The organism is Pseudomonas nitroreducens (genome assembly GCF_024170165.1).
In the GTDB taxonomy this organism is placed as follows: domain Bacteria; phylum Pseudomonadota; class Gammaproteobacteria; order Pseudomonadales; family Pseudomonadaceae; genus Pseudomonas; species Pseudomonas nitroreducens_C.
Genome location: NZ_JALJXP010000010.1, coordinates 22023 through 46757 on the forward strand (window position 1 = coordinate 22023; position 24735 = coordinate 46757).

The following is a 24735-nucleotide window of genomic DNA, read 5'->3' on the forward strand; positions in this document are numbered from 1 at the left end:
AGGGTTAGGGAGAGGGTGTTCCCGGCCGCTCCGGCGCTGGGTGTTGCCCTCTCCCCCCGCCCTCTCCCTGAAGGGAGAGGGGGCTATCCGTGCCGGCCTCAGGCGTCAGCGCCATGCCCTTGCGCCATCGCCACCACCACCTTGCGCGGCCCGCTGAACGGCGAGCGCGCGTGGGCAGCGAGCATGTTGTCGAGCATCAGGACGTCGCCGCTGTACCAGGGGAAGCTCACCTTGGCCTCCTCCAGCACGCCGCGGACTTCGTCGAGCACCGAGGGCTCGATGGGGCTGCCGTTGCCGTAGTAGACGTTGCGCGGCAGGTCTTCCTCGTCGACGATTTCCAGCAGGCTTTCGCGCACTTCCGGCGGCAGGTTGGAGACGTGGAACAGGTGCGCCTGGTTGAACCAGACCCAGTCGCGGGTGACCGGGTGCTGCGCCACGGCCTGGCAGACCTGGCGGGTGCGCAGCTCGCCGTCTTCCTTCCATTCCCAGCCAATGTTGTGAGCCTTGCAGTAGGCCTCGACCACGGCCGGATCGTCGCTGTTGAACACCTGCTCCCAGGCCACATCGAGGCCGTTGCCGAAGTTGCGGGTGTACATCAGCCCGCGTTCGCTGAAGCGCCGGCGGATGCCTTCGTCGACCCGACGGTAGATCTCGCGGCTGTCGGCAATCGGCGTCTCGCCGCCGCTCTGCGCGGCCTGCACGCAGTAGAACCAGATCTTCATCGGCCACTCGCGGGTGTAGGCCTGCTCGTTGTGCAGCGGGATGTGCTGGTGCGGCGGGTATTCGGTGGAGGTGTAGACGCCGCTGGTGACGTTACTGCGCGGGGTGGAGCCGAACTCGTAGTTGAGCAGCGGATGGCCGAAGCCGGCGGCGAACTCGCGGAAGCGCTCCGGCGCACCGACCTGGAAGCCACGGAAGAGGATGCCGGCGCACACCGGCAGGCGTTCATCCACCAGAGGGCGCAGCTCGGCCAGGGCGTCGAGCAGGTCGATGCCGTCGCCGCGGGCCTGCACCAGCAGCGGCAGACCACCGCGCGCTTCGGCCAGGGGAGCAATGTCGAACAGAGTGGAGCTGGGCATCTGGGTCTCCGCTTGAATCGATCAGGCCAGCGCTGCGCTGGTCGACTGGCCGGGCCGGCGCAGGTGGCCGAGCAGCAGCTCGAGCAGGCGCGCTTCGCCGGCATTGAGGAAGAAGTGGCCGCCGTCGAGCATCTCCAGGGAGAAGCCGGCGCTGGTCTCGTCCTGCCACGCGGACAGGGACTCCACCGAAAGCCGGTCGGCCTTGCCGCCGAACACGTGGATCGGGCAGGCCAGCGGCGCGCGGCGGTGGTAGTCGTAGAGGCCGCAGAGGAGGAAGTCGGCGCGCATCACCGGCAGGGTCAGGCGCAGCATTTCCTCGTCGGCGAACACGGCTTCGGAGGTGCCGCGGAGGCGGCGCATGCGGTCGATCAACTGGGCATCGCTCTGCTCCTCCGCCAGCTCGCGATGGCTGTCGCGCCGCGCCGGCGCGGAGGCTGCCGAGGCGAACAGCGCCTGCGGCATCGGCAGGCCGCGCTCACGCAGGGCGTGGGCCAGCTCGAAGGCCAGCAGGCCGCCGAGGCTGTGGCCGAAGAGGGCGTAGGGCAGGTCCAGGCGCGCAGCGATTTCATCGGCCAGCTGGCTGGCCAGGGCGCGCAGGTCGGTCTGCAGGCTTTCGGCGAAGCGCCGGCCACGGCCGGGCAGCTCCACCGGGCAGACTTCGATCCAGCCCGGCAGCTGGCGCTTCCAGCACGCGTAGAGCATGGCGCTGGCGCCGGAGTAAGGCAGGCAGAACAGACGCAGCATGGGTTACTGCCCCTCGGCCATCTTCTGCCGCAGGCTGAGCGGGCGCATGTCCGTCCAGTTGGCTTCGACGAAGGCCAGGCACTCGACCTTGCTCCCCTGCTTGCCCGCTTCACGCCAGCCGGCCGGGACTTCCTTGTACTGCGGCCACAGCGAGTACTGCTCTTCACCGTTGACCAGCACCTTGTAAACCGCGTCTTCGCGATCGAACGCCATCGCCCTTCTCCTTCCGCTGTATGGGATGCCGGCCACCGGCCATTACCGATGTTTTCCAGCTCTGCCATGAAGACGAGGGAGACGATGAAATAGTTAGTGTTCTCGGATGCGATTAATTCTCATAAGATATGCGCCGGCGAAATTTCCTGGCTTGCCCTTCACCAATGTGCGGAGAGATCTGACGAATGGATGCGAATGAAAAATCTTCACACTTGTGTGGGAACCCTGTCGCAGAGCGATAGTCCGAGTCTCTCGAATAAATTGATAATAATTATCATTTGATCTAGATTGGCCGCCTCAACCCATGTGGACGTCCCCGCCTCCGCCGCCGCATAGGAAACCTTGCATGTCCAAGCCAATGCCCGCCGAGTCGCGCCCTGCTCTCCACGAGCTGTTCGCTACCCACCGGCAGACCTTCATCAATGCGGCCGCACGCATCCTCGGCTGCCGCAGCCATGCCGAAGACGTGGTCCATGATGCCTATATCAAGCTCAATGCGAGCGACCTCACTCCCGGCATCCAGTCGCAGAGCGGCTATCTGATGCGCGTGGTGCGCAACCTGGCCATCGACCTCTATCGCCGCCAGGCGCTGGAGAAGCGCTACTCGGGTAGCGAGGAAGAAGGCATGCACATCGCGACGCCGTCCGCGTCACCGGAGATCGAGCACGAGGACCGGCAGACCCTGGAGGCTATTTCCAGCGCATTGCAGAGCCTGCCCGAGCGCACCCGCTACGCTTTCGAGATGTACCGCCTGCACGGCCGCACGCAGAAGGAGATCGCCGAGGAACTGGGCGTGTCCCCGACCCTGGTGAACTTCATGGTGCGCGACGCGCTGATCCACTGCCGCAAGACCCTGAAGGGGCTGGAAGACGGCAAGCCGTGAGAGCCTGTCCATAATCTGCCTGCGCTGGTCCGGGCGGCGTTGGAATCCGATAAAAAAATGCTCATTTAGAGCAGCTAAACTCCGCTTTTTTTACCTGATTCCGCCTAGCCCGGACTGCGCTCGGCGAGATTCTGAACAGGCTCCGCGTCTCAGCCTTCCGCCAGGGCGCGGAAGGTCGAGCGATACTGCTCCGGCGTGGTGCCCGACAGCCGCCGGAACATCGCGATGAACGCCGAAGGGCTGCTGTAGCCCAGGTTGAAGGCGATCTGCTGCACCCCTTCCCCCGATGCCAGTGCCTCGATGGCGGCAAGAAACCGCAGGCGCTGGCGCCATTCGCCAAAAGACATCCCCAGTTCCCGCTGACAGGCCCGCGCCAGGGTGCGCTCGGTGCTGTGCACGCGCTCGGCCCATTGCGCGAGGGTGCGGTTGTCGCCGGGCTCGGCCTGCAGCGCGGCCAGCACTTCGCCGAGCGCGCCGCCACTGGCGTACGGCAGGTAGTCGTCGTGGGGCTGCGCGGCCTGCAGCTGGTCGATCACCACTTCGGCCAGGCGCTGGTCGGCGGCGCTCTGCGGGATGTTCACCCGCCGCGCGGCGAAGTCGGAGAGGATCGCCTTGAGAATGTCGCTGATGGCCAGGGTGCAGGGGTTCTGCGGCAGCTTGCGCGCCACTTCGGCGGACACGTAGAGCGAGCGGTAGATGATCGCCTGGCGGTTGTAGCAACTGTGCTCGCGCCCCGGCGGCACCCACACGGCGTACTGCGGCGGCGAGAGGAAGCGCTGGCCGTCCACTTCCAGCTCCATTACCCCGTGGGACGCGTAGTTGAGCTGGCCCCAGGCATGGCGATGGCTGGGCGAATGGGTGCCGGCGTCGAACTCGTCGTAGCGGAAGTACAGCTCGGCGGGCAACTGGTCGATGTCGGGCAGCGGGAGCGGCAGGATGCGGGTCATGTCCGAAAGCCGGGGTGGATTGTCCGGTTTTCATTATACGTCTGGTTTCGGACGGGGTGAAAATGGGTGCCACCTGTGGAGCACCCTCTCCCCAGCCCTGGCTGCGCGCCCCGCTCCGAAGGGAGAGGGAGCCGTTCGGCGGCCAGCGCAATAGCGGAGTCAGCCGGCTAACACTGGATTTTCCGGCAACTCCAGACAGTCCCCTCTCCCTTCAGGGAGAGGGTTAGGGAGAGGGAAAAGCTCCAACTCCAAAGCCTCACCGGAATTCGAAAGCCCCATGAACTACCTGTTCCCCCTGCTGGCCGTGGTCATCTGGTCCGGCAATACCGTCGTCAACAAGCTCGCCGTGGGGCAGATCGCACCGGCGGAGATCGGCTTCTACCGCTGGCTGCTGGCCGGCGCGCTGCTGACGCCCTTCCTGCTGCGCGCGACCCTCGCCCACTGGCCGGTGATCCGCGCCAACCTGGGCAGGATCATCACCCTCGGCCTGCTCGGCATGGCTGTCTACCAATGCCTGGCCTACTACGCCGCCGCGCTCACCTCGGCGACCAACATGGGCATCATCCTCTCGCTGATGCCGCTGATGTCCCTCGGCCTGGCGTCGGTGCTGCTGCGCCACAAGCTGAGCGTCGCTGCCGTGCTGGGTGCACTGGTCTCGCTGGGCGGCGTGCTGCTGGTGATTACCCAGGGCAACCCGCAGCAACTGATCAGCCACGGCGTGAACCTGGGCGACGGCATGATGATCGTCGCCACCCTTGCCTATGGCATTTACGGCGTGCTGCTGAAGAAGTGGAACCTGCCCCTGCCGCCGCTGCTGATGCTGTACCTGCAGGTGCTGGTGGCGATCGTTGCGTTGGCGCCGCTGTACCTCGCCTCGCCGCACCATGGCCTGAACGCCGCCAACCTGCCGCTGGTGCTGTATGCGGGACTGCTGGCATCCATCGTCGGCGCGCTGGCATGGATGCAGGGCGTGCAGCGCATGGGGCCGAGCCGCATGTCGCTGTTCTTCAACCTGCTGCCGGTGCTGACCGCCGCCATCGCCGCCGTGGTGCTGGGCGAGCAGCTGACCAGCTACCACCTGGTGGGCGGCGCGCTGACCCTGGCCGGGGTGCTGCTCGCCGAGCTGTGGCGGCCGCGGGAGAAGCCGGCCGCCGCCGTCAGCGCGCGCTGACTCATTCGCACCTGCAGGAGCGGGCCATGCCCGCGATCGCGCCCATGGGGCGCTCCTACAGGTTTGTGCCGGTGCCAAACTCCTGCATCAGTGTTTCCACCAGCTGCGCCGCCGGCATCTCCCGCGACAGCGGCGCGCCCTGCCCGGCCCATTGCACGGCGAAGTCGGTGTTGCCCTTGGCGGTCGCTGCAGCGGTGAGCGCCTTGGCGGCGTCGTAGGTGATCGGGTAGTCCGGCAGCGCCGGCGCTCTTGCGCTGCCGACGTCGGTGAACAGCCGGTTGACCATGCCCCGCGCGGCACGGCCGGAAATCGCTGCCGTCACCTCGGTGCGCTCGCCACGCTCGCCTCGCAGCGCCGCCTTGAACGCGGCGTTGGCCGAGGACTCGTCAGCGGAGATGAACGCCGTGCCCATCTGCACCGCCTGCGCGCCCAGTTCGAACACTGCGCGCATGCCCTGCCCGTCCATGATCCCGCCCGCCGCGATGACCGGCAGGCCGGTGCCCTGCACCAGCGTGCGAACCAGCGCAAAGGTGCCGATGCGCGCATCCGTCTCAGGCTCGAACACGCCGCGGTGGCCGCCAGCCTCATAGCCTTGCGCGACGATGGCGTCGATGCCCGCCGCCTCGATGGCGCGGCCTTCCGCCAGGCAAGTGGCGGTGGCCAGCAGGCGGATGCCGGCGGCCTTCAGACGGTCGATCCACTCCTGCGGCGGCAGGCCGAAGTGGAAGCTGACCACGGCCGGGCGCGCTTGAATGAGGAACTCCAGCATCTCGGGGTCAGCCAGGAAGCTGCGGTAGATCTCGGTGATCTGCGCTGGCGGCTGCGCCTCGAACTCGGCGAACAGCGGGCGCAGATGCTCCAGCCACGCGGCCTCGCGGGCCGGGTCCGCCACCGCCGGGCGGTGGCAGAACAGGTTGAGGTTGAGCGGCTTGTCGGTCAACGCGCGGGTCTGCTCCAGCAGCGCGCGAGCCTGGGCCGCATTGCTCGCCCCCAGGCCGATGGAACCCAGGCCGCCGGCATTGGACACCGCCGCGGCCAGCGCCGGGGTGGACACGCCGACCATGGGCGCCTGGATGATGGGGTGCTGGATGCCGAGCAGTTCGGTGATGGGCATGACGGGGTCCTCGGGGGCGGGCCGGCGATAGGGCCGACTGGCTGATTGGCACTTGACCAACAATCTCACAAAGAGAATATTAACGGCAACTTGTTCTCTAATGAAGATCAATCATGGATCTCTCCAGCCTGGAAATCTTCCGTTGCGTGGCCGAGGAACAGAGCGTCACCCGTGCTGCCGCTCGCCTGCAACGCGTCCAATCGAACGTCACCACGCGCATTCGCCAGCTCGAGGAAGACCTCGGCGCGGCGCTGTTCCTGCGTGACGGCAAGCGCATGACGCTGACCGACCAGGGCCGCGAATTCCTCCGTTACGCCGAGCAATTGCTGGCCCTGGCCAGCGAGGCGCGACAGTCGCTGCACCCGAACAGCGCCACCGGCAGCCTGCGCCTGGGCAGCATGGAAGCCGCCGCGGCCAGCCGTCTGCCGGAAATCCTCGCGCGCTTTCACCGCGCTTATCCCGAAGTGGAGCTGCACGTCAGCACGGGGCATAGCCAGAAGCTGATCAATGAGGTGCTGGAGCGCCGGCTGGACTGCGCATTGATCTCCCACCCGGACATCCTCCACGCCGGGCCCGGCTTCGAATCGCTGCTGGAGCGCGGCCTTCGCGCCGAGCCGGTATTCCGCGAAGAACTGCTGCTGGTGCTGCCTGGCAACCATCCGCCGGTGCGCAAGCCCGAGGACGTGCAGATCCGCACCCTGGTCGGCTTTACCCGCGGCTGCACCTACCGCCAGTTGGCGGAGAACTGGCTGAAGGGCGAGCCGCTGGCGGTGCAGGAAGTCGGCTCGTACCACGGCATCCTCGCCTGCGTGAACGCAGGCTCCTGCATTGGCGTGCTGCCGCGCTCGGTGCTGGAACTGCAGCGGGACAGGCCCGATCTGCAGGTGGTGCCGCTGATGGAAGTGGACACCCTGCTGATCTGGCGCGACGGCTACGCCACCGGCGCCTTCCAGCGCTGGCGGGAAACCCTGGAGGCACGCCCATGAGCCACACTCGTCGCCTGCCCGCCGCGCTATCGGCGGCGCTGATCCTCGCCGTGGGCATGGGCTTCGGCCGCTTCGCCTTCACTGGGCTCTACCCGCTGATGGTGCGGGACGGCGTGCTCAGCGTCACCGGCGGTTCCCTGGCGGCCTCGGCCAACTACGCCGGATACCTGCTGGGCGCGCTGCTGCTGGCGCGCAGCCACGAACGGCATGCCGCGCGTATCTGCTTGATGGCGCTGATCGGCACGCTGGCCACCCTTGCCGCCATGGCGATTCCGGCGCCGGTCTGGTTCGCCATCGGCGTGCGCCTGCTGGCCGGGGTGCTCAGCGCCATGGCCCTGGTCAGTGCCGCGCAATGGCTGTTGCAGAGCATGGGCGAAAGCCACGGCGCGCCGACGATGTTCGCTGGCGTGGGGATCGGCATTCTGGTCTCGGCGGAACTGATCGCTGCCGGCAACGCCTTCGGCCTGGGCAGCGCGGCGATCTGGTGTGTGCTGGCACTGGCCGGGCTGGTGCTGTCGCTGCTGGCTGCGCCTGGGCTGGGTCGCGCGGCCCCGACCACGCAGCCGCAAGCTGCGAACGGCGCGGGGCCGGCGCCGGAGCTGTCCGCGCCGATCATTCTGCTGGTCTACGGGCTGGCCGGCTTCGGCTACATCATCACCGCCACCTACCTGCCGTTGCTGATGAAGAGTGGCCTGGGCGCCATCGACCCATTGCAGGTCTGGGCCGCCTTCGGCCTCGGCGCTGCGCCATCGTGCTTCCTCTGGCACCGCCTGCACCTGAGACTGGGCGGCCGGCGGGCACTGTCGCTGAACCTGCTGGTGCAGGCGGTGGGCGTGATGCTGCCGGCACTGGGCGACTCCGCCTTCCTTTATCTGGGCAGCGCGGTGCTGGTGGGCGGCAGCTTCATGGGCACCGTGACCATCGCCATGCCGGCAGCTCGCGCAGTGGCCGCGCAGGTGCGCTTCAACATGCTCGCGGCGATGACTGCGCTGTACGGCGTCGGCCAGATCGTCGGTCCGCTGGCCGCCAGCGCCCTGCGCGGGCTGACCGGGAGCTTCATCCCGGCCCTGGGAGCGGCGGCCAGCGCGTTGCTGATTGGGGCGCTGTGCTGCCTCCCTCTGCGCCGAACTCGCACCTACATTGAAAACTCCGTGTGAGCACCAGCGCCCTCTCCCCCCGCCCTGGCGGCGCGCCCCGCTCCGAAGGGAGAGGGAGCCGTACGGTGCTCGGTGACAAGTCAGGATCAGCCGGCAAGCTCGGTACTATCTGAATGCTGCGGACAGTCCCCTCTCCCTTCAGGGAGAGGGTTAGGGAGAGGGCAATCCGGAGCGTTGAAGTCTCAAGCGCGGGATTGCTTCCTAAAGAGCATCACGCCGGCGGCTGCTGACGGAAAGACACGCCCAATCGATTCCACACGTTGATCGCGCCGATGGCCACGGTGAGGTCCACCAGTTCGCGTTCGCTGAACTGCTCGCGGGCCTGCTGGAATACCTCCAGCGGCACTTTCGATTCGGACAGCAGCGTCACCGACTCGCACCAGGCCAGTGCCGCCCGTTCGCGCTCGGTGAAGAAAGGCGACTCGCGCCACACGCTGACGGCAAACAGGCGCCGCTCGGTCTCGCCGTTGCGGCGCGCTTCCATCGCATGCATGTCGGCGCAGAAGGCGCAGTTGTTCACCTGCGACACGCGCAGGCGCACCAGTTCCAGCAGCGCTTTCTCGAGGGACAACTCGAAGATCGCGGCTTCCAGCGCCAGTACCGCCTTCAGCGCTTCCGGCGAGGCGGTGTAGTAATCCAGACGCGGCTCCATGACGGTACTCCAGGAATTGACCGGGCCATTGTGCGCCGAGCCGTGCCGGCCACAGGTGACCAATCCACGGAATTTCGACCGCGCAACTTCACCGCGCCCCACGCCGGCGCTACGCTTGCGCCACTGCCCAGAAGCTGCGGAGTTCGCCCTTGGAGCTGCACCTGATCATCCACGGCCAGAAGGATCTCGCCGGGCAACTCTATCGCCAGCTGCGCGAAGCCATCGACTCCGGCCGTCTCGCCGCCGGTACCCGCCTGCCACCCAGCCGCCTACTGGCCGAACAGCTGGGCATCTCGCGCAAGACCATCTCCGACACCTACGCCCAGCTCACCTACGAAGGCGTGCTGGTGGGCAAGATCGGCAGCGGCACCTTCGTCAACACCCACCTGCCGCGTCATGACCGGCGCCAGGAAAGCGTGCGCTTCGCCAGCCAGGAAAACATCGAGCGCTGGGCCAACCTCGACACACGCCTGCGCCACCCCGGCGCAGGCACAGCCAAGGCCGACTTCATCGGCGGCGCCACCACCCAACTGCAGTTCCCCCAGGAGGAATGGCGCCGCTGCGTGAACCATGCCATGCGCCAGATGACCGGCCTGCGCGGGCACTACAGCGCTCCCGAAGGCATCGCCCCGTTGCGCGACGGCATCGCCCGGCACATCTCCTATGCCCGTGGAGTGAACTGCCAGCTGGACGACGTGATGGTCTGCAACGGCGCGCAGCAGGCGCTGGACCTGCTCGCCCGCGTCATGCTCCGCCCCGGTGACAGGGTCGCCATGGAAGACCCCGGCTACACCCCGGCGCGGCTGATCTTCCAGACCCTCGGCGCCGAGGTGGCCAGCGTGCCGGTGGACGCCGAGGGCATCCGCGTGGACCTGATCCCCGACGGTACGCGAATGATCTACACCACGCCCTCGCACCAGTTCCCGCTGGGCATGCCGATGAGCCCGGCACGCCGCGAGGCGCTGCTGGCGCGGGCGCTGGAACTGGGCGCGCTGGTGATCGAGGACGACTACGACAGCGAATTCCGCTACGAAGGCCGGCCCACCGATGCATTGCAGAGCCTCGACCGCCACGGTGTGGTGGCCTACATCGGCACCTTCTCCAAGGTGCTGCTGCCGGAGTTGCGCCTGGGTTACCTGATCCCGCCGCCCGGCCTGTTCCCGGCGCTGCAGCGGGCGCGGCAGATTTCCGACTGGCACAGTTCGACGCTGCCGCAGTGGGCGCTGGCCAAGTTCATCAGCGAGGGCTACCTGCTCAAGCACATCCGCCGCTGTCACGGCATCTATGCCGGGCGCCGCGAGCGCATCCTCGCGCGGCTGGCGGGCGACCTGTCGCCCTGGCTGGAGGCGGTGCCTTCGGTGGCCGGCTTCCACCTCACCGCCTTGCTGCGCCAGCCGGTCAACGTGGCGCTGCTCTGCGAGCTGGCGCGCAAGGTCGAGGTCGGCCTCTACGGACTGGCGCCCTTCCACCACCAGGTGCCGGTGCGCGACGGCCTGCTGCTGGGCTTCGGCGCCATCGACACGCTGGACATCGACCCGGCGCTGGACAAGGTTCGCGACCTGTTGCAGCAGCTGGCCTGAGCCTCGTCCCCCCTGTAGGAGCGGGCCATGCCCGCGATCCGTGAGCAGGGCTCACGGTGTCGATGCGTACCGGGATGCGCGGACTACGTCCGCGGTTCGCGGGCATGGCCCGCTCCTACACGTTTGTCCCCCTGCCAAACCTTACCCCTGGCGCGCCAGCGCCCCATGGATAGCACCCACCGCAGGATTGGCCCGGCGGTTTTCCCGGGAATTGGCGGTTCAGCCGGGGGCGCTGCGCCCGTAACCTTTCAGCATCGGTTTTGAAAGCCGGTTCCGGCCTTTACCGGACACTGGTGCCAGCGCCCAATGGCCACTCAGCACAAAGGAGCCTCGCCATGTCCCCGTCCGCCATCGCCATCGTTCGCGTCCAGGCATTCCCCGGCCAGGCTGCCGCGCTGGGCGAGCATCTCACTCGATTGGTCACCCAGGTCCGCCAGCAACCCGGCTGTCAGGGCAGCGAGTTGCAGGAATTGGCCGCCGACCGCTGGCAGGTGCTCACCCGCTGGGCCAGCCAGGCCGAGCTGGAGGCGCACCTGGCCGGCCCGACAGCGCAACAATGGCTCGCCCAGCTCAGCTGCGGCGACCTGGCGCTGGGGCTGGAGTTCGAAAGCCGCAGCGCCGAGTGACTCAGAACGCCGTCCGCACCAACCCGCCGTCCACCCGCAGCGCTGCGCCATTGGTGGCCGAAGACAGCTCCGAACAGACATAGATCACCAGGTTGGCAATCTCTTCCGGTCGCGCGAAACGCTGGAGCAGCGACCCCGGCCGCGCGGTACGGAAGAACTCCGCCTCGAATTCCTCGAACGGCTGCCCGCCGGAGAGCTTGTCGACGAAGTCGCCCACCCCCTCGGAGGCGGTCGGCCCCGGCAGCACCGAGTTCACCGTCACCCCGGTGCCCGCGCAGCTTTCCGCCAGCCCGCGGGAGAGGCCGAGCTGAGCGGTCTTGGTGACGCCGTAGTGGATCATTTCCAGGGGAATCTGGATGGCGCTCTCGCTGCTGATGAACACCACCCGCCCCCAGTTCTTCTGCTTCATGCCCGGCAGGTACGCGCGCGACAGGCGCACGCCGGACAGCAGGTTGACGTCGAGGAACCGTACCCACTCCTCGTCCGGGATCTCCTCGAAGGGCTTGGGATCGAAGATGCCGAGGTTGTTCACCAGCACATCCACTGCTGGGTAGCGTTTCACCAGCGCGGCGATTTGCTGTGGATCGGAGAGATCACCGGCGAAACCCTCCACCTTGGCGTCGGCCTGCCCGTCGCGAATGCGCGCCAGGGCATCGTCCACCGAGGCCTGGCTGCGGCCATTGAGGATCACCCTCGCCCCTTCGCGGGCCAGGCCCTGGGCGATGGCGAAACCGATGCCCTTGGTGGAGCCGCTGACCAGGGCGAGCTTGTCTGACAGGTGCAGGTTCATGGATGCGTCTCCGGCGATGACACGGTGGTGGGTCCCGACGCGACGGTGCGGGACCGTGGACCGATGAGCATAGATGAATCGCCGGAACCGGCTGCCTCAGTTCCCGGCCGGGTCTTCGGGCTTGGCCGGTGCCGCGTGCCACTGCTCCCGGGGTACCCACTTGGGTTCCTGCGGGTCGCCCAGATAGTGCGGCGACATGATCTGCACGCCGTACTCGTTGAACACGTCCTGGATGTTGGCGTGCAGCATGCTCAGCAACTGGGCGCGCGGGCGGGGCTCGCTGGGAATCGCCTGGGCCACCAGGCGGTACTCGGGATAGAAGTCCGACAGCGCGGTCTGGAACACCTGCGGCACGGGGGTCTGCAGGATGCCATCGGTGCGCCGCGCGGCCTCGATGAGCATCGCCTCCACCTGCCGCCAGGGCGTGTCGTAGCCGATGGTGACCACGGTATCCACCACGTAGCCGGGCCCCTGCACGATGCGCGAGTAGTTCTTGGTCACGGAGCCGGTGATCATCGAGTTGGGCAGCGTCAGTACTTCGCCCAGGCCGGTGCGGATGGTGGTGTTGAACATGCCGACCTCGGTCACCGTGCCCTCGTGGTCGCCGATGCGCACGAACTCGCCGGCACGCAGGGTGCGCGAATAGGTGAGGATCAGGCCGGACGCCGCCTGGCCGATGACACTGGATGCGCCGAGGGAGATCATCAGGCCCACCAGCACCGACAGCCCCTTGAACGCTTCGGTGCCGGAACCGGGCAGGTACGGGTAGGCCATGACAATGGCGAACAGCCAGATCGCCAGCGAGGTCAGCCGGGTGGTCGGCTGCAGGGTCTCGGAGGTCAGCCAGCGCAGGTTTCCCGGCCGCGCCAGGCGCTGCAGCAGGCTGCGGCTGAAGCCGCTGAAGGCCCGCGCGATGAGCAGGATGCACAGCGCCACGACCAGCCCCGGCAACGCGTCGAGGATACCGTTGACCAGATAATGGGCGAGGTTCAGCAGATGGACGTTGAGGCTCTCGCCCCAGGGCCGCGTGTAGGGGAACTGCGACAGCACGAAGCTCAGCCACTGGTAGCTCAGCAGCGCCACCAACAGCCAGTAGACCACCCAGATCAGGCGCCCCAGCAGGTAGTAGAGGTACTGGGTATCGAACACCGGAGTGCGGCCCAGGCGCAGCAGATGGGTGTGGCGCTGCATCAAGCCCGGCAGGATGCCCAGCGACTTGCGCCGCAGGTAGCCGACCCCGCGCAGCAGCAGCGCGTAGAGCACGGTGGCCAGCGCGGCGAAGCCGGCGGCCCTGAGCAGGAAGTGCAGGTTGCGCGCCTCGCCGTTCTCGGCCACCACCAGACGCAGGTTGGCGGCGGCTTTTTCCGCCGCCTCGCGCACCGAGGTGCCGGGCTGGTCGACGTCCTGCGGCGAGACGATGAAGGCGCGGCTGTAACCCAGCAGCACCAGGTAGCTGTTCTGGATCGGGTCGATGCTGACCTTGAGCGAATCACCGCCCTGCAGCGCATCCTCGATGGCCGCATTGGCCCGGCGCGCGCGCATGGTCGGCGACTCGCCCAGCAGCGTGCCGCGGAAGACCATGACGCTGCGGTTCTCGATCTTCAGCTCGACCGGCAATTCCTCGTTGGCGTGGGCCGCCGGGTCGGCGGCGGGGTCCACAGCGCCAGCGGCGAAAGACCAGGTCATCAGTAACACCAGCATCAGGCCTCGATAGAGCCCAACGACCGCATTCTTCATTCCCTTCCCCCAGTGCGCCTGAGCCCTGCAACCACGGTAATTTCGGACTGTTCGCTCAAGCGTAGCCAAAGTCCGACTGGCCGCCGGTCTGTCAGATTTATCCCGTGCATTCTGCAATGGGGTTCTCGTTCCTCCCGCACACGAATTTCCTGACACTTCCCCGCGCTTCATTGGAAAGCCGCGCGGGTAAAGGCTTGCAGCCATCATCCTGTAAGAATTCCGATACTTTCCGACTACACGGCGTATCGCGTTTTGTCGTTTATGTCCCTGTTCTTCTGGCGAAAATTCCAATCCCGACTAGCGTCAATTCCGTAAGCAGATATGCGTAGGACTGCTTTTCTCTGGGGAAATACCAGCCGGAATTAGGGAAATGCAGGCCAAATATCGCTCGAAGCTCTTTCAGCCAGTCGCCCACGCCCTCGCGCTCGAACAACGCATCCTGTTCGACGGCGCCGCCGCCGCGGCCGTCGATCAGCAGCACCACGATAGCACCGCCGCCGAGGCCAAGGACACCGCCAAGCCGGCCACCGCTGTCGAGGCACGCGCCCAGGCAGCGGCGCCCGCACAGGCGGCGCCGCGCAACCTGGTGGTGATCGATGCCCGACTGGAGAATCGCGACCAGCTCGCCGCCAACCTGCCGGTGGGCACCACCGCGCTGGTGGTGGATGCCGGGCAGGACGCCATCGCGGCCATCAGCAACGCGCTGACGCAACTGGGCAAGGTCGACTCGATCCAGATCTTCTCCCACGGCGCCACCGGCCAGTTCACCCTGGGCAACCAGACCTTCACCAGCCAGAGCGTCGACCAGCTCGGCGAACGCCTGAGCGCCTGGCGCGGCGAGTTGAACGCCGGTGCGGATATCCAGCTGTACGGCTGCGACACGGGCTCGGGCGCCGCCGGACAGGCGCTGGTCAATGAACTGGCACGCTGGACCGGCGCGGACGTCGGCGCCTCCAGCAACGCCACCGGATCCACCAGCGCCGGCGGCGACTGGAACCTGGAAGTGCGCGCGGGCGACGTGGACAAGTCCATCGCCCTGAGCGCCGACACCCTGGTGAGCTTCCAGGGCCTGCTGGCCGATGCCAGCCCCACGGTGGCCCTGGGCAGCGGCGGCTCGACGGTGCGCCTGGGCGATACCTTCACCTTCGACGTCATCTTCAGCAACCCGTCCACCCAGGTCGGCTACGCGCCCTATATCGACCTGTTCATGCCGGCCACCGGCCGCGACGGCAATGACGGCGCCACCTTCGTTTCCGCCACCTACCTGGGCCAGGCGGTGAACCAGTACGTACTCACCTTCGACGTCAACGGCAACGCCACTCACCCGCTGGCCAAGGACGCCAATGGCAATGCCCTGGTGATCAATGCCGCCAGCGTCGGCATGAAGCCCGGCGACCAGATGGTCGTGCTGCAACTGCCCTACGCCAGCGTCACCAGCGGTCAGCCGGCCATCGACATCCAGATCACCGCGCAACTGAGCAACCTGGCCGACACCAGCTATTCCGACGGTGCGCCCAACCTCACCATCAATGCCCGTGGCGGTTTCGAGTACGGCAATGATTCGCTGAACAACCCGGCACAGGACCCGACCCTGGTGGAGGCCGCGCTGCACAGCTTCGTGGTCACCCCGACCCTGCTCTCGGTGACCCAGACGGTGAACATGCCCGAGGGCGAGACGGTCACCGGCCCGAACTTCACCCGCACCGAAACGGTGACTGTGACCCCGGCTACCGGCCAGACCCTGAACAACGTGACCGTTACCCAGACGGTGCCCGACCAGGTCCACGTCAGCTCCATCACCCCGGGCGCCGGCGGCACCCTGGCATCGATCACCCTGCACGATGGCACCGTGCTGACCAACCCGACGCTGATCGCCGCGGCGCTGAACAACCCCAACGCCTTCGTCGCCAGCTACACCATCCACTACGACACCCTGACCGGCCCCAGCACCACCCAGGTCGGTTTCTACGTGCCGGAGATCGACGCGGCCGGGCGGCCGGTGCTCGACCCTGCCACGGGCAACCCGCGCACCATCACCTTCGGCACCGCCACGGTGAGCGGCGACTGGAACCCGCTGGACCCGCGCGACCGCCCCACCGACCCGGACGGTTACCCCTTCACCGTGACCGGCGACGGCGCGGGCATCACCTTCGTCGCCAAATCGATCACCCTGCTCAAGACGGTGAACCTGCAGACCGACGTCGGTACCCCCGGCATCACCCCAGGCGATACCCTGCGCTACACCATGGAGGTGGACATCTCCGACTTCTACGCCTTCGGCAAGAACATCCTCGGCCAGGGCACCTTTACCGTCACCGACCAGCTCAGCGACGGCCAGACCTTCTCCGCCGCCAATGCACCGAGCATCGTCATCCAGCAACACGGCGCATCGCAGGTCATCCCGGTGATCTACACCGCCACGGTGAATGCCGACGGCAGCACCACGCTGGTCTTCGACATCGGCGCGTCCATCGCTGCAGCCGTCCAGGGGCCCGGCCTCTATGCGCTGTTCGGCGACCTCTGGGATGACGATGTGCAGGAAGGCGCCACGCGGATGTCGATCGTCTACGACGCGACCATCGACACCACCTACACCTCCGACCACCCGCCCCATGACCAGCTCAACGAAGGCGACAGCGTCAGCAACAACGCGGTGGTGGATGCCACCGTGCTGCGCGACGCTGTGAACATCGGCGGCGAGCAGACCGACGGCTCCGGCACCACCAGCACCATCGACACCTCCAACATCGATATCACCCTGACCCAGGTGAACGGCGGCAATCCGCCGGCCAACGGCGAGCTGCGTCCCGGCGACGTGGTGACCTTCACCATCACCTACGACCTGCTGGTGGCGGACTACGAGAACTTCAAGCTCACCGCCTACCTGCCGCTGCCGCTGCTCAACGCGACGGGCATCAACTGGAGCATCGGCAACGGTGTCGGCCAGTGGAGCTTCGGCCCCGGCAACAGCATCCTCGACGTGCCCGACAGCGTGACCACCGGGGCGGGCAACTCGATCATCTTCGACTTCGGCAACTATGTGTCCGGCGGCCTCAACGGCGGCACGGTGCAGGTGCGCTTCACCATGGTGGTCGGCGACCAGCCCTACGCCGACCAGCGCGAACTCGACGTGCTGGCGCAGTCCAGCCAGACCACCACCATCGACAAGACGCCGCTGATCTCCTCGGATGTCGCGGTCATCGAATCGGTTGCCGAACCGGTGCTGGACATCAAGCACGGCGTGGTTTCCACCACCAACGGCACGGTCACCGGCACCACCGGCACCTGGGCCCAGCCGGGCACCACCGGCACGCCCTTCAGCGGCAGCGTGACCAGCCTGGCGGCGGTGGATGGCAACGTCAGCGGCATCGACGGCGCCGACACCCTGCGCCTGGCTACCGCCATCAAGAACAGCGGCGGTGGCAATGCCTTTGACGTCGCCACCAGCATCACCCTGCCGGCGGGCCTGGCCTTCGTCGGCGGCAGCCTGGCGGGAGCCAACCTGCAGATCTACCGCGGCGACGGCGCTCTGCTGCAGTCCGGCGTGGACTACACGGTCAGCGGCAACAGCATCACCTTCATCGACCGCAACGGCCAGGGAGCTCTCCTTGCCGGCCGCGCCGGTGCCCCTGACGGCAACGATGCCGCCGGGCGCAATGTGGTGGTGATCACCTACGACGTCACCGTGAGCAACGCCATCCTCGCCTCCAGCACCCTGCAAAGCAGCTCGGCGCTGACCAACTACGCCAGCGTCGAGGGCGGCCAGGATTTCACTCCGGTAGACATCGTCGAGGTCGCCAACCAGCAGGTGGCCGCGCCGACCATCAGCAAGACCTACAAGGACGGCAGCCTCAGCAGCGACGACTCCAGCGCCACCCACACCAGCGGCAGCAACCTGGCGATCGGCGAGACGATGACCTACGACATCGTCATCACCCTGCCCGAAGGCTCTACCGCCAACCTGCGCCTGGATGACCTGATCCCGCCGGGCCTGCGCCTGGACCTCTCGGCCTTCGGCGGTGCGGGCTACCAGATCATCTACAACGCCGTGAACAACGGCAGCGATCCGTTCAGTGGCGCGCTCGCGCAGAATTTCTCCGGCACCATCACGGTCGCAAGCTTCAGCGCCGACGGCAGCGATGGCGGCGACGTGCGCCTGGTGTTCAGCGCTGCCAACCCGGCGGCGGACAACAACACCGGCAACAATGCCTTCGTCATCCGCCTGGTGCTGGTGGCCAACAACATCGGCTCCAACCAGCAGGGCGTCACCCTGAACAACGGCGCGCAGCTCACCTACAGCGACCCCGACGGCGATACGCCCAACGGCACAGTGGCAGTGGATCGCAGCCTCGCCAGCAGCCAGCAGCCCGGCGTGACCATCGTCGAGCCGACCCTGTCGGTCACCCAGAAGCTCACCACCGACCCGTTGTTCGGCGGCTTCGGCGAGAACGCCCCGATCACCTGGGACATCACCATCAGCAACAGCAGCGGTACCGACGCCTTCGACCTGAGCTTCCTCGACAATCTGCCCGTGCAGATCAGCGGGATGACCATCACCAACATCAGCGGTGCCGCCGCTGGCAGTTTCGTCATCGTCAATGGCGTGCTGCAGACCAGCGGCAAGGTGGACCTGGCCAACGGCGGCAGCATCGTCATCAGTCTTTCCGGGGTGGTCAACGACCAGGTCGGCACGGTGCCGGTGATGACCAACAAGGCCAGCGTGCAGTGGACCAGCCTGGACGGTATCGACAGCGGCGAGCGCAACGGCACCGATGGCATCCTCGCAAGCGGCGTGCTCAACGACTACAGCATCGACAACACCCTGCTGATCCCGGTCTCCAACCAGATCCAGATTTCCCGTGTCGGCGGCATGCAGGACACGCCGCCGCCCACCAACGCCAGCGGCGTGGTCGACACCTCGGCGCCGGTCGAACAGGTGGCGGTCGGCGAAGTGATCCGCTACCGCGTTGCCGTGCAGATCGCCTCCAGTGCCACTGGCAACACCAACTACCAGATCGTCATCGACCTCGCTCCGGGTCTGGAATTTCTCGCCGCCGACCTCAACAAGATCCTCATCGCCTTCGTTTCCAGCACCCAGGGCGGGCTCAACAGCAGCAACCCGCTGCTCGATGCCAACAGCGTGGCCGGCCTCTGGGTACAGGGCAACCAGCTCAGCGACATCGCCCGCCCGATCGACCCCAACGTGCCCGTCGACCCGTCCAACCCCGGCAGCTGGCCCGGCCCGACGGTGGTGCTGGACCCTTCCCTCTTCAGCATCGCTCCGACCAGCAGCCCGACCGGTGGCCAGCGGGTCACCATCAACCTCGGCACCCTGACCAATACCGAGCAGTTGCCCGCCGATACCGATATCGAGGGCGTGGTCATCGACTTCAACGTCCGCGTCCGCAACATCCTCTCCAACCAGGCCGGCAGCCAGCTGGGCATGCAGGTCAGCGAATACGTCGACAACAACAGCAACCCGCGCGGGCAGAGCGGGACCGTCTACGAGACCGTGGTCGAACCGGGCTTCAGCGACCCCAGCAAGTCGGTAATCGACCTATCGCTGAATCCCGGTAACAGCACCGACGCCACCCTGGAGGTGAGCTTCCAGCAGAACGGCAACGTGCCCGCTTATGACGTCCACCTGCAGGACAAGCTGCCCAACGGCAGCAATTACCAGTTCGTCAGCGTGACCATCAGCGCTGCCAACGGCACCAGCGCCACCTACACCGCGGCCGACTTCGCACCCGGCGGCGCCGCGACCCTGGCCGGCCTGACCCTGAACATCGATGCGAACCCCGCCAACGGCATCGGCCTGGATATCGCCAGGCTGAACGTCGGCGACAAGGTCAGCTTCCGCTACAGCGTCACCGTGCCCGACAGCCCCATCGCCAACAACGCCGCCAGCTCCGCGGTGCTGACCTGGACCAGCCTGCCGCAGAGCTTCACCAGCTGGGGCGGCTCGGCGGTGGGCAGCGCCAGCAGCGCGACCGGCGAGCGTACCGGGGACGACGGCCCCGGCGCCGACAACAGCGTACTGAACAACTACGTGAAGAGCGTCGGCATCGCCTTCGGCATGGTCCGTGGCACCCTGTGGAACGACACGGCGTCGGCCACCGGCAGCGCCACGCCCGATGGCCCCGGCCTTGCCGGGCAGACCGTGACGCTGACCTGGGCCGGCGCCAACGGCATCTTCGGCGACGCCGATGACGAGGTGTTGGGCAGCACCACCACCGATGCCAACGGCGAGTACGTGTTCGGCATCCTCCCGGCGGGTGCCGGCAACCTCTACCGCATCGAAGCGCTGGCCAACATCAGCGACGTCAACGGCACCAGCGGCAATCAGCTACGGGTACGCATCGACAGCGACGGCAGCGCCAACGGCAACGCCCGCGTCGAACTGAGCCTGGACGCCAGCAGCAGCTCGCCGCAGGGCGAGGCCGACTTTGGCTACGTGCACATCAACGAAGCGCCGATCAACACCGTTTCCGACCAGAGCGGCGCGGAAGACACCGTGCTGCACATCGGCGGCCTGGCGGTCAGCGACGTCGACGCCGGCAATGGCCAGCTGACCATCACTCTTTCGGTGCTCCACGGCGTTCTCTGGATCAGCGCCACAGCACCGGCCGCCGACGCCACGCCACCGACTGGCGCCAGCACCCAGCTGGTGCTGACCGGGACCCTCGCCCAGCTCAACGTGCTGCTCAGCCAGCTCTATTACAAGGGCAACCAGGACTTCAACACCTTCCGCGATCCCGAAACCCTGACCATGGTCACCAACGACCAGGGCAACTTCGGCGACTCACCCGGTACCGGCGACGGCATCCCCGGGCAGAACCCCACGGACGCCCTGAGCGATACCGATGAGATGAATATCGTCATCGCTCCGGTCAACGACGCCCCCATCGCCCACCCGGACATCGGCATCGCCGTCGAGGCCGGCGGCCTTAACAACGCCGACCCCGGGGTGAACCCGACGGGCAACGTGCTGGACAACGACAGCGACGTGGACATCGACACCAACAACGATGTGATCCGGGTTGTACGCCTGGAGAACGCCGACGGCGGTTTCGTCCTGGTGCCTGCCGTCGGCGTCGTCAGTCTGGCCGGCCGCTACGGCACGCTGTACATCACTGCCACCGGTGGTTACCAGTACGAAGTCGACAACAACAACACAGAGGTGCAGGCGTTGCGCAGCGCCGGCGATGTGCTGCGCGAGTCGTTCGGCTACTTCATCGAGGACATCGCCGGACTGGGCAGCTCGACGTCCCTGACCATCGACATCCACGGTGCCAACGATACCCCCGTCGCGCAGAACGACACCGGCGCCGCCATCGAGGCCGGCGGCACCAACAACGGCACTCCCGGCAGCGATGCCACCGGCAACGTCCTGGACAACGACAGTGACGTGGACGCAATAGTCTACGGCGAGACCAAGGCCGTCAGCCTGGTGCGCTTCGACGGCACCGGCGGTGGCGCCATCCTGCCGGTCGCCCCCGGCTCACCGACCACTGTTGCGGGCCTCTACGGAAGCCTGACGATCAACTCCGACGGCACCTATCGCTACGTGGTGGACAACAACAATCCCGTGGTCCAGGCGCGGTCCCCCAGCGACCCTCTCCTCTCCGAGCAGTTCACCTACCAGGTGACCGACAAGGGCGGCCTGAGCGCCATCGCCACCCTCACCATCACCATCCAGGGCGCCAACGACGCGCCGGTGGCAGTGGACGACCACGGCAGCGCCACGGCCGGCGCCAGCGACGGCAGCCCGGCACCGGTCAACGCCAGCGGCAACGTGATCACCGGTAACGCCGGGGTGGGCACCGACACCGATGTCGACACTGTCGACCGGCCCAACGCTGACAAGCTCAAGGTCGACGGCGTGCGCTCCGGCCTGGAAAGCGCCGGCGGCACGCTGACCGGCGTCACCAGCGGCATCACCACGAACATCACCGGCACGGTCGCCCGGCTGGCCAACGGCACCCTCATCAGCGGCAACTTCGGCCAGCTCAGCCTGGGCGACGACGGCACCTACACCTTCGTCGTCAACAGCGCCGATCCGGCCATCCAGGCACTCACGGCAAACCAGAGCCTGGACGTGATCTTCACCTACCGCATCCACGACACCGGCGGGCTGACCGACCAGGCGCAGCTGGTGATCACCGTGACCGGGGTCAACGACCCGCCGGTGGTCAACCCGGTCAGCGTCGATGCCATCGAGGCCGGCGGTCTGCTCAACAATGTGCCGGGGCTGGACCCCAGCGGCAGCATCCGCTCCTCCTACAGCGACCCGGACGGCGACCCGGTGACCATCTCCGGCTACGTCAACTTCAACGGCACCGCCGGTACCCTCGGCCAGAGCCTGGCCGGTCGCTACGGCAGCCTGGTACTCGACGCCCAGGGCAACTACCGCTACGTGGTGGACAACAACAATGCGCTGGTACAGGCGTTGCGCACCAACCAGCAGACCCTCAGCGACGTATTCCAGTACACCGTCACCGATGGCAACGGCAAGTTCGTCACTGCCTCTTTCAGCGTGGTCATCCATGGCCGTAACGACACCCCGATCGCCGTCGACGACACCGGCGACGCCATCGAGGCGGGCGGCACCAACAACGCCACGCCGGGTGCGCCGGCCACCGGCAACGTGATGACCAACGACGTCGACGTCGACGGCAACATCTACGGTGAGTCCCGCACCCTGGACGCCCTGCGCACCGGGACGAGGAGCGACAACGGGGTGTTCCTCAGCCTGGTCAACGGTACCCGTACCCTGGCCGGCAGCTATGGCAGCCTGACCCTCAACGCCGACGGCACCTACACCTACGTGGTCAACGACAGCCTGGCCGCCGTGCAGGCGCTCAAGACCGGTGACAGCCTGACGGAAGTCTTCACCTACCGCATGCACGACACCGATGGCGCCAACTCCATCGCCCAGCTGACCATCACCATCGCGGGCCGTTACGACGCCCCGGTGGCCAATGACGACATCAACTACGCGGTGGCCAACCTCGACGGAAGCGGCGGGCGCAATCCCACCGGCAACGTCATTACCGGCATCGGCCTGCTTGGCGGCGTATTCGGCGCCGACACCGATGTCGATGCCGGCGACCACATGCGTGTCACCACCATCGCGGTCGGCCCGGAAGGTGCGCAGGTAAGCACCGTGACGGTGACACCCGGCAGCCCGCAGACCATCGCCGGCGCGTTCGGCACCCTGGTGATCAATGCCGACGGCAGCTACCAGTACTTCGTCGACAATACCAACGCAGACATCATCGCCCTCGGCCCGCTGGCGTTCGCCCTGGAATCCTTCACCTACCAGGTCACCGACGATGGCGGCCTGCACGACCAGGCCACGCTGATCATCCTGGTCCGCGGCCAGAACCAGCCACCGGACACCGCGCCGGACTTCGGCACGGCGGTCGAAGACGGCGGCCTGCACAACAACGTGCCGGGCAGCAATCCATCCGGCAACGTGCTGGCCAACGACACCGACCCGGACACCATCACCACCATCCCGCAGGACGTGATGCACGTGGCCTCCTACTGGGCCGGCGACGGCCCGCCGCCGGCCAATGCCGCGGCCCCCGGTCAGAGCCTGCGTGGCCAGTACGGAACCCTGACGATCAACGACGACGGCAGCTGGAGCTACGAACTGGACAACTCCCTGGCGGAAGTGGAAGCCCTGCGCGCCAGCGGCCAGACCCTGCAGGACAAGTTCACCTACCTGGGCGCGGACATCTGGGGCGGCGCCACTCCCGGCCTGCTGACCATCACCATCGACGGGCGCAACGACACGCCGATCGCCAGCGACGACAACGCGCTGGCCGTGGAAGCCGGCGGCGTCAACAACGGCACACCCGGCGTCGACCCGCGCGGCAACGTGCTGGACAACGACACCGATGTCGACGGCGTGCAGTACGGCGAAACCAAGACAGTCGTCTACTTCACCAACCAGAACGGTGCCACGACCAACGCCGGCAACGTGCTGCAGGGCCTCTACGGCAAACTGACGATCAACGCCGACGGTAGCTACGAGTACCGCGTCGACAACGACAACCCCACCGTGCAGGCCATGCGCAGCGCCAACGAAAAGCTGCAGGAAGTCTTCACCTACCGCATGCGCGACACCGCCGGCGCCTCCTCGGACGCACGCCTGACCGTGGTCATCGACGGCGCCAACGACAACCCGGTGGCCCGCGACGACAGCAACAGCGCCACCGACCAGACGCCGGCCCCGCAGGCCAGCGGCAACGTCCTGCCCAACGACAGCGACGTGGATGGCGGCGACTCGCTGAGCGTCACCGGCATCCGCACCGGGCAGGAAACCGACAGCGGCACCCGCGGAGTGGTAGGTCAGCCGATTGCCGGGCGCTACGGCACGCTCGTCCTCAACGCCGACGGCAGCTACACCTACAGCATCGACCTGAGCAATCGCGAAGTACTCGCCGCGGCAGGCCTGGGGCAGGTCCTCAAGGACTATTTCACTTACACCATCAGCGACCTGGCCGGCGCCACCGACGATGCCGTGCTGACCATCACTCTGGACATTGCCACGCCGTACATCCCGCCGGGCCCGCACTTCGACCGCTTCGGCGACGACGGCCGGCCGTATCAGCGGATCCCCGACGTGAGCCCGGCGATCTTCGTGCAGCCGGTGGTGGAGCGCATCGACGAGCGCCTGTCGCTTTCCAACTGGGGTGCCGACGGCAGCAACATCCGCTTCTTCGCCACCGCGGAAACCGACAGTCCCTCCCTGGGGGCCCAGCTGGGTGAAGTCAGGGGCCAGTTCGTCGCCCGCGCCGTGGCCGAGAGTCGCCGCGCCGCGGCCCTGGACCAGGCCTGGGTAGAAGGTCGACACGGCGTCATCAGCCTCACCGCCGACGGCCTGCTGCCTGACCCGTCGGTGTGGGCGCCGTTCCCCGCCGACATGCTCGGCAAGACCGAAAAAGCACAGACCGCGCCGGGCTTCCGCGCCCAGTTGCGGGATGCCGCCCAGCGCCGGAGCGGCCAATGAGGAACCTGCGACTTTCTAGGATCGATCAAGGACAGA

15 protein-coding genes are annotated in these 24735 nt (G+C 67.1%); 7 read left to right on the forward strand and 8 right to left on the reverse strand.

Annotated elements, in window-relative coordinates:
• Positions 1-98 precede the first annotated feature (98 nt).
• From J2T47_RS19565 to J2T47_RS19575, 3 genes are read right to left on the reverse strand one after another with little or no spacing between them, the layout of a single operon-like run.
• Positions 99-1079: a TauD/TfdA family dioxygenase gene (locus J2T47_RS19565; protein WP_253450422.1), complete on the reverse strand. Its 981-nt coding sequence runs from the start codon at positions 1077-1079 to the stop codon at positions 99-101.
• 21 nt (positions 1080-1100) lie between these two features.
• A complete protein-coding gene (locus J2T47_RS19570) occupies positions 1101-1823 on the reverse strand; it encodes a thioesterase II family protein (protein WP_253450425.1) in 723 nt (240 codons plus the stop codon).
• A 3-nt stretch (positions 1824-1826) separates the two neighbouring features.
• A complete protein-coding gene (locus J2T47_RS19575; RefSeq protein WP_253450429.1) occupies positions 1827-2036 on the reverse strand; it encodes an MbtH family protein in 210 nt (69 codons plus the stop codon).
• 346 nt (positions 2037-2382) lie between these two features.
• Here J2T47_RS19575 and J2T47_RS19580 point away from each other — a divergent pair, with 346 nt between their 5' ends.
• Complete coding sequence (locus J2T47_RS19580) at positions 2383-2919, forward strand: RNA polymerase factor sigma-70 (protein ID WP_253450432.1); 537 nt, start codon at positions 2383-2385, stop codon at positions 2917-2919.
• Positions 2920-3068: 149 nt separating this feature from the next.
• On the opposite strand, the gene J2T47_RS19585 is transcribed toward J2T47_RS19580, so the two are convergent.
• Entirely contained in the window at positions 3069-3866 is a 798-nt protein-coding gene (locus J2T47_RS19585) for an AraC family transcriptional regulator (RefSeq protein WP_253450435.1), read from the reverse strand.
• 277 nt (positions 3867-4143) lie between these two features.
• Here J2T47_RS19585 and J2T47_RS19590 point away from each other — a divergent pair, with 277 nt between their 5' ends.
• Entirely contained in the window at positions 4144-5037 is an 894-nt protein-coding gene (locus tag J2T47_RS19590; RefSeq protein ID WP_253450438.1) for a DMT family transporter, read from the forward strand.
• 55 nt (positions 5038-5092) lie between these two features.
• Here the strand turns inward: J2T47_RS19590 and J2T47_RS19595 are convergent, their stop codons facing one another.
• Positions 5093-6151 carry an NAD(P)H-dependent flavin oxidoreductase gene (locus J2T47_RS19595; RefSeq protein ID WP_253450441.1) on the reverse strand — a complete coding sequence of 353 codons (1059 nt, stop codon included), beginning with the start codon at positions 6149-6151 and terminating at the stop codon, positions 5093-5095.
• A gap of 113 nt (positions 6152-6264) precedes the next feature.
• Here J2T47_RS19595 and J2T47_RS19600 point away from each other — a divergent pair, with 113 nt between their 5' ends.
• Positions 6265-7137: a LysR substrate-binding domain-containing protein gene (locus tag J2T47_RS19600; RefSeq protein ID WP_253450444.1), complete on the forward strand. Its 873-nt coding sequence runs from the start codon at positions 6265-6267 to the stop codon at positions 7135-7137.
• Entirely contained in the window at positions 7134-8294 is a 1161-nt protein-coding gene (locus J2T47_RS19605; RefSeq protein ID WP_253450447.1) for a YbfB/YjiJ family MFS transporter, read from the forward strand. Before J2T47_RS19600 ends, J2T47_RS19605 begins: the two co-directional genes overlap by 4 nt.
• A gap of 211 nt (positions 8295-8505) precedes the next feature.
• On the opposite strand, the gene J2T47_RS19610 is transcribed toward J2T47_RS19605, so the two are convergent.
• Complete coding sequence (locus tag J2T47_RS19610; protein ID WP_253450450.1) at positions 8506-8946, reverse strand: carboxymuconolactone decarboxylase family protein; 441 nt, start codon at positions 8944-8946, stop codon at positions 8506-8508.
• 149 nt (positions 8947-9095) lie between these two features.
• Here J2T47_RS19610 and J2T47_RS19615 point away from each other — a divergent pair, with 149 nt between their 5' ends.
• Both J2T47_RS19615 and J2T47_RS19620 read left to right on the forward strand, forming a co-directional pair.
• Positions 9096-10526 carry a PLP-dependent aminotransferase family protein gene (locus J2T47_RS19615; RefSeq protein ID WP_253450453.1) on the forward strand — a complete coding sequence of 477 codons (1431 nt, stop codon included), beginning with the start codon at positions 9096-9098 and terminating at the stop codon, positions 10524-10526.
• Positions 10527-10861: 335 nt separating this feature from the next.
• The gene (locus J2T47_RS19620; protein WP_253450456.1) at positions 10862-11152 is read left to right on the forward strand and encodes a putative quinol monooxygenase; all 291 of its coding nucleotides are present in this window, start codon (positions 10862-10864) and stop codon (positions 11150-11152) included.
• A gap of 1 nt (position 11153) precedes the next feature.
• On the opposite strand, the gene J2T47_RS19625 is transcribed toward J2T47_RS19620, so the two are convergent.
• Both J2T47_RS19625 and J2T47_RS19630 read right to left on the reverse strand, forming a co-directional pair.
• Entirely contained in the window at positions 11154-11942 is a 789-nt protein-coding gene (locus tag J2T47_RS19625; protein ID WP_253450459.1) for an SDR family NAD(P)-dependent oxidoreductase, read from the reverse strand.
• A gap of 96 nt (positions 11943-12038) precedes the next feature.
• A complete protein-coding gene (locus J2T47_RS19630) occupies positions 12039-13628 on the reverse strand; it encodes a mechanosensitive ion channel family protein (RefSeq protein WP_253450462.1) in 1590 nt (529 codons plus the stop codon).
• A gap of 421 nt (positions 13629-14049) precedes the next feature.
• Here J2T47_RS19630 and J2T47_RS19635 point away from each other — a divergent pair, with 421 nt between their 5' ends.
• Positions 14050-24699, forward strand: coding sequence for a VCBS domain-containing protein (locus J2T47_RS19635; protein WP_253450465.1), 10650 nt, complete (start codon positions 14050-14052; stop codon positions 24697-24699).
• Positions 24700-24735: the final 36 nt, after the last annotated feature.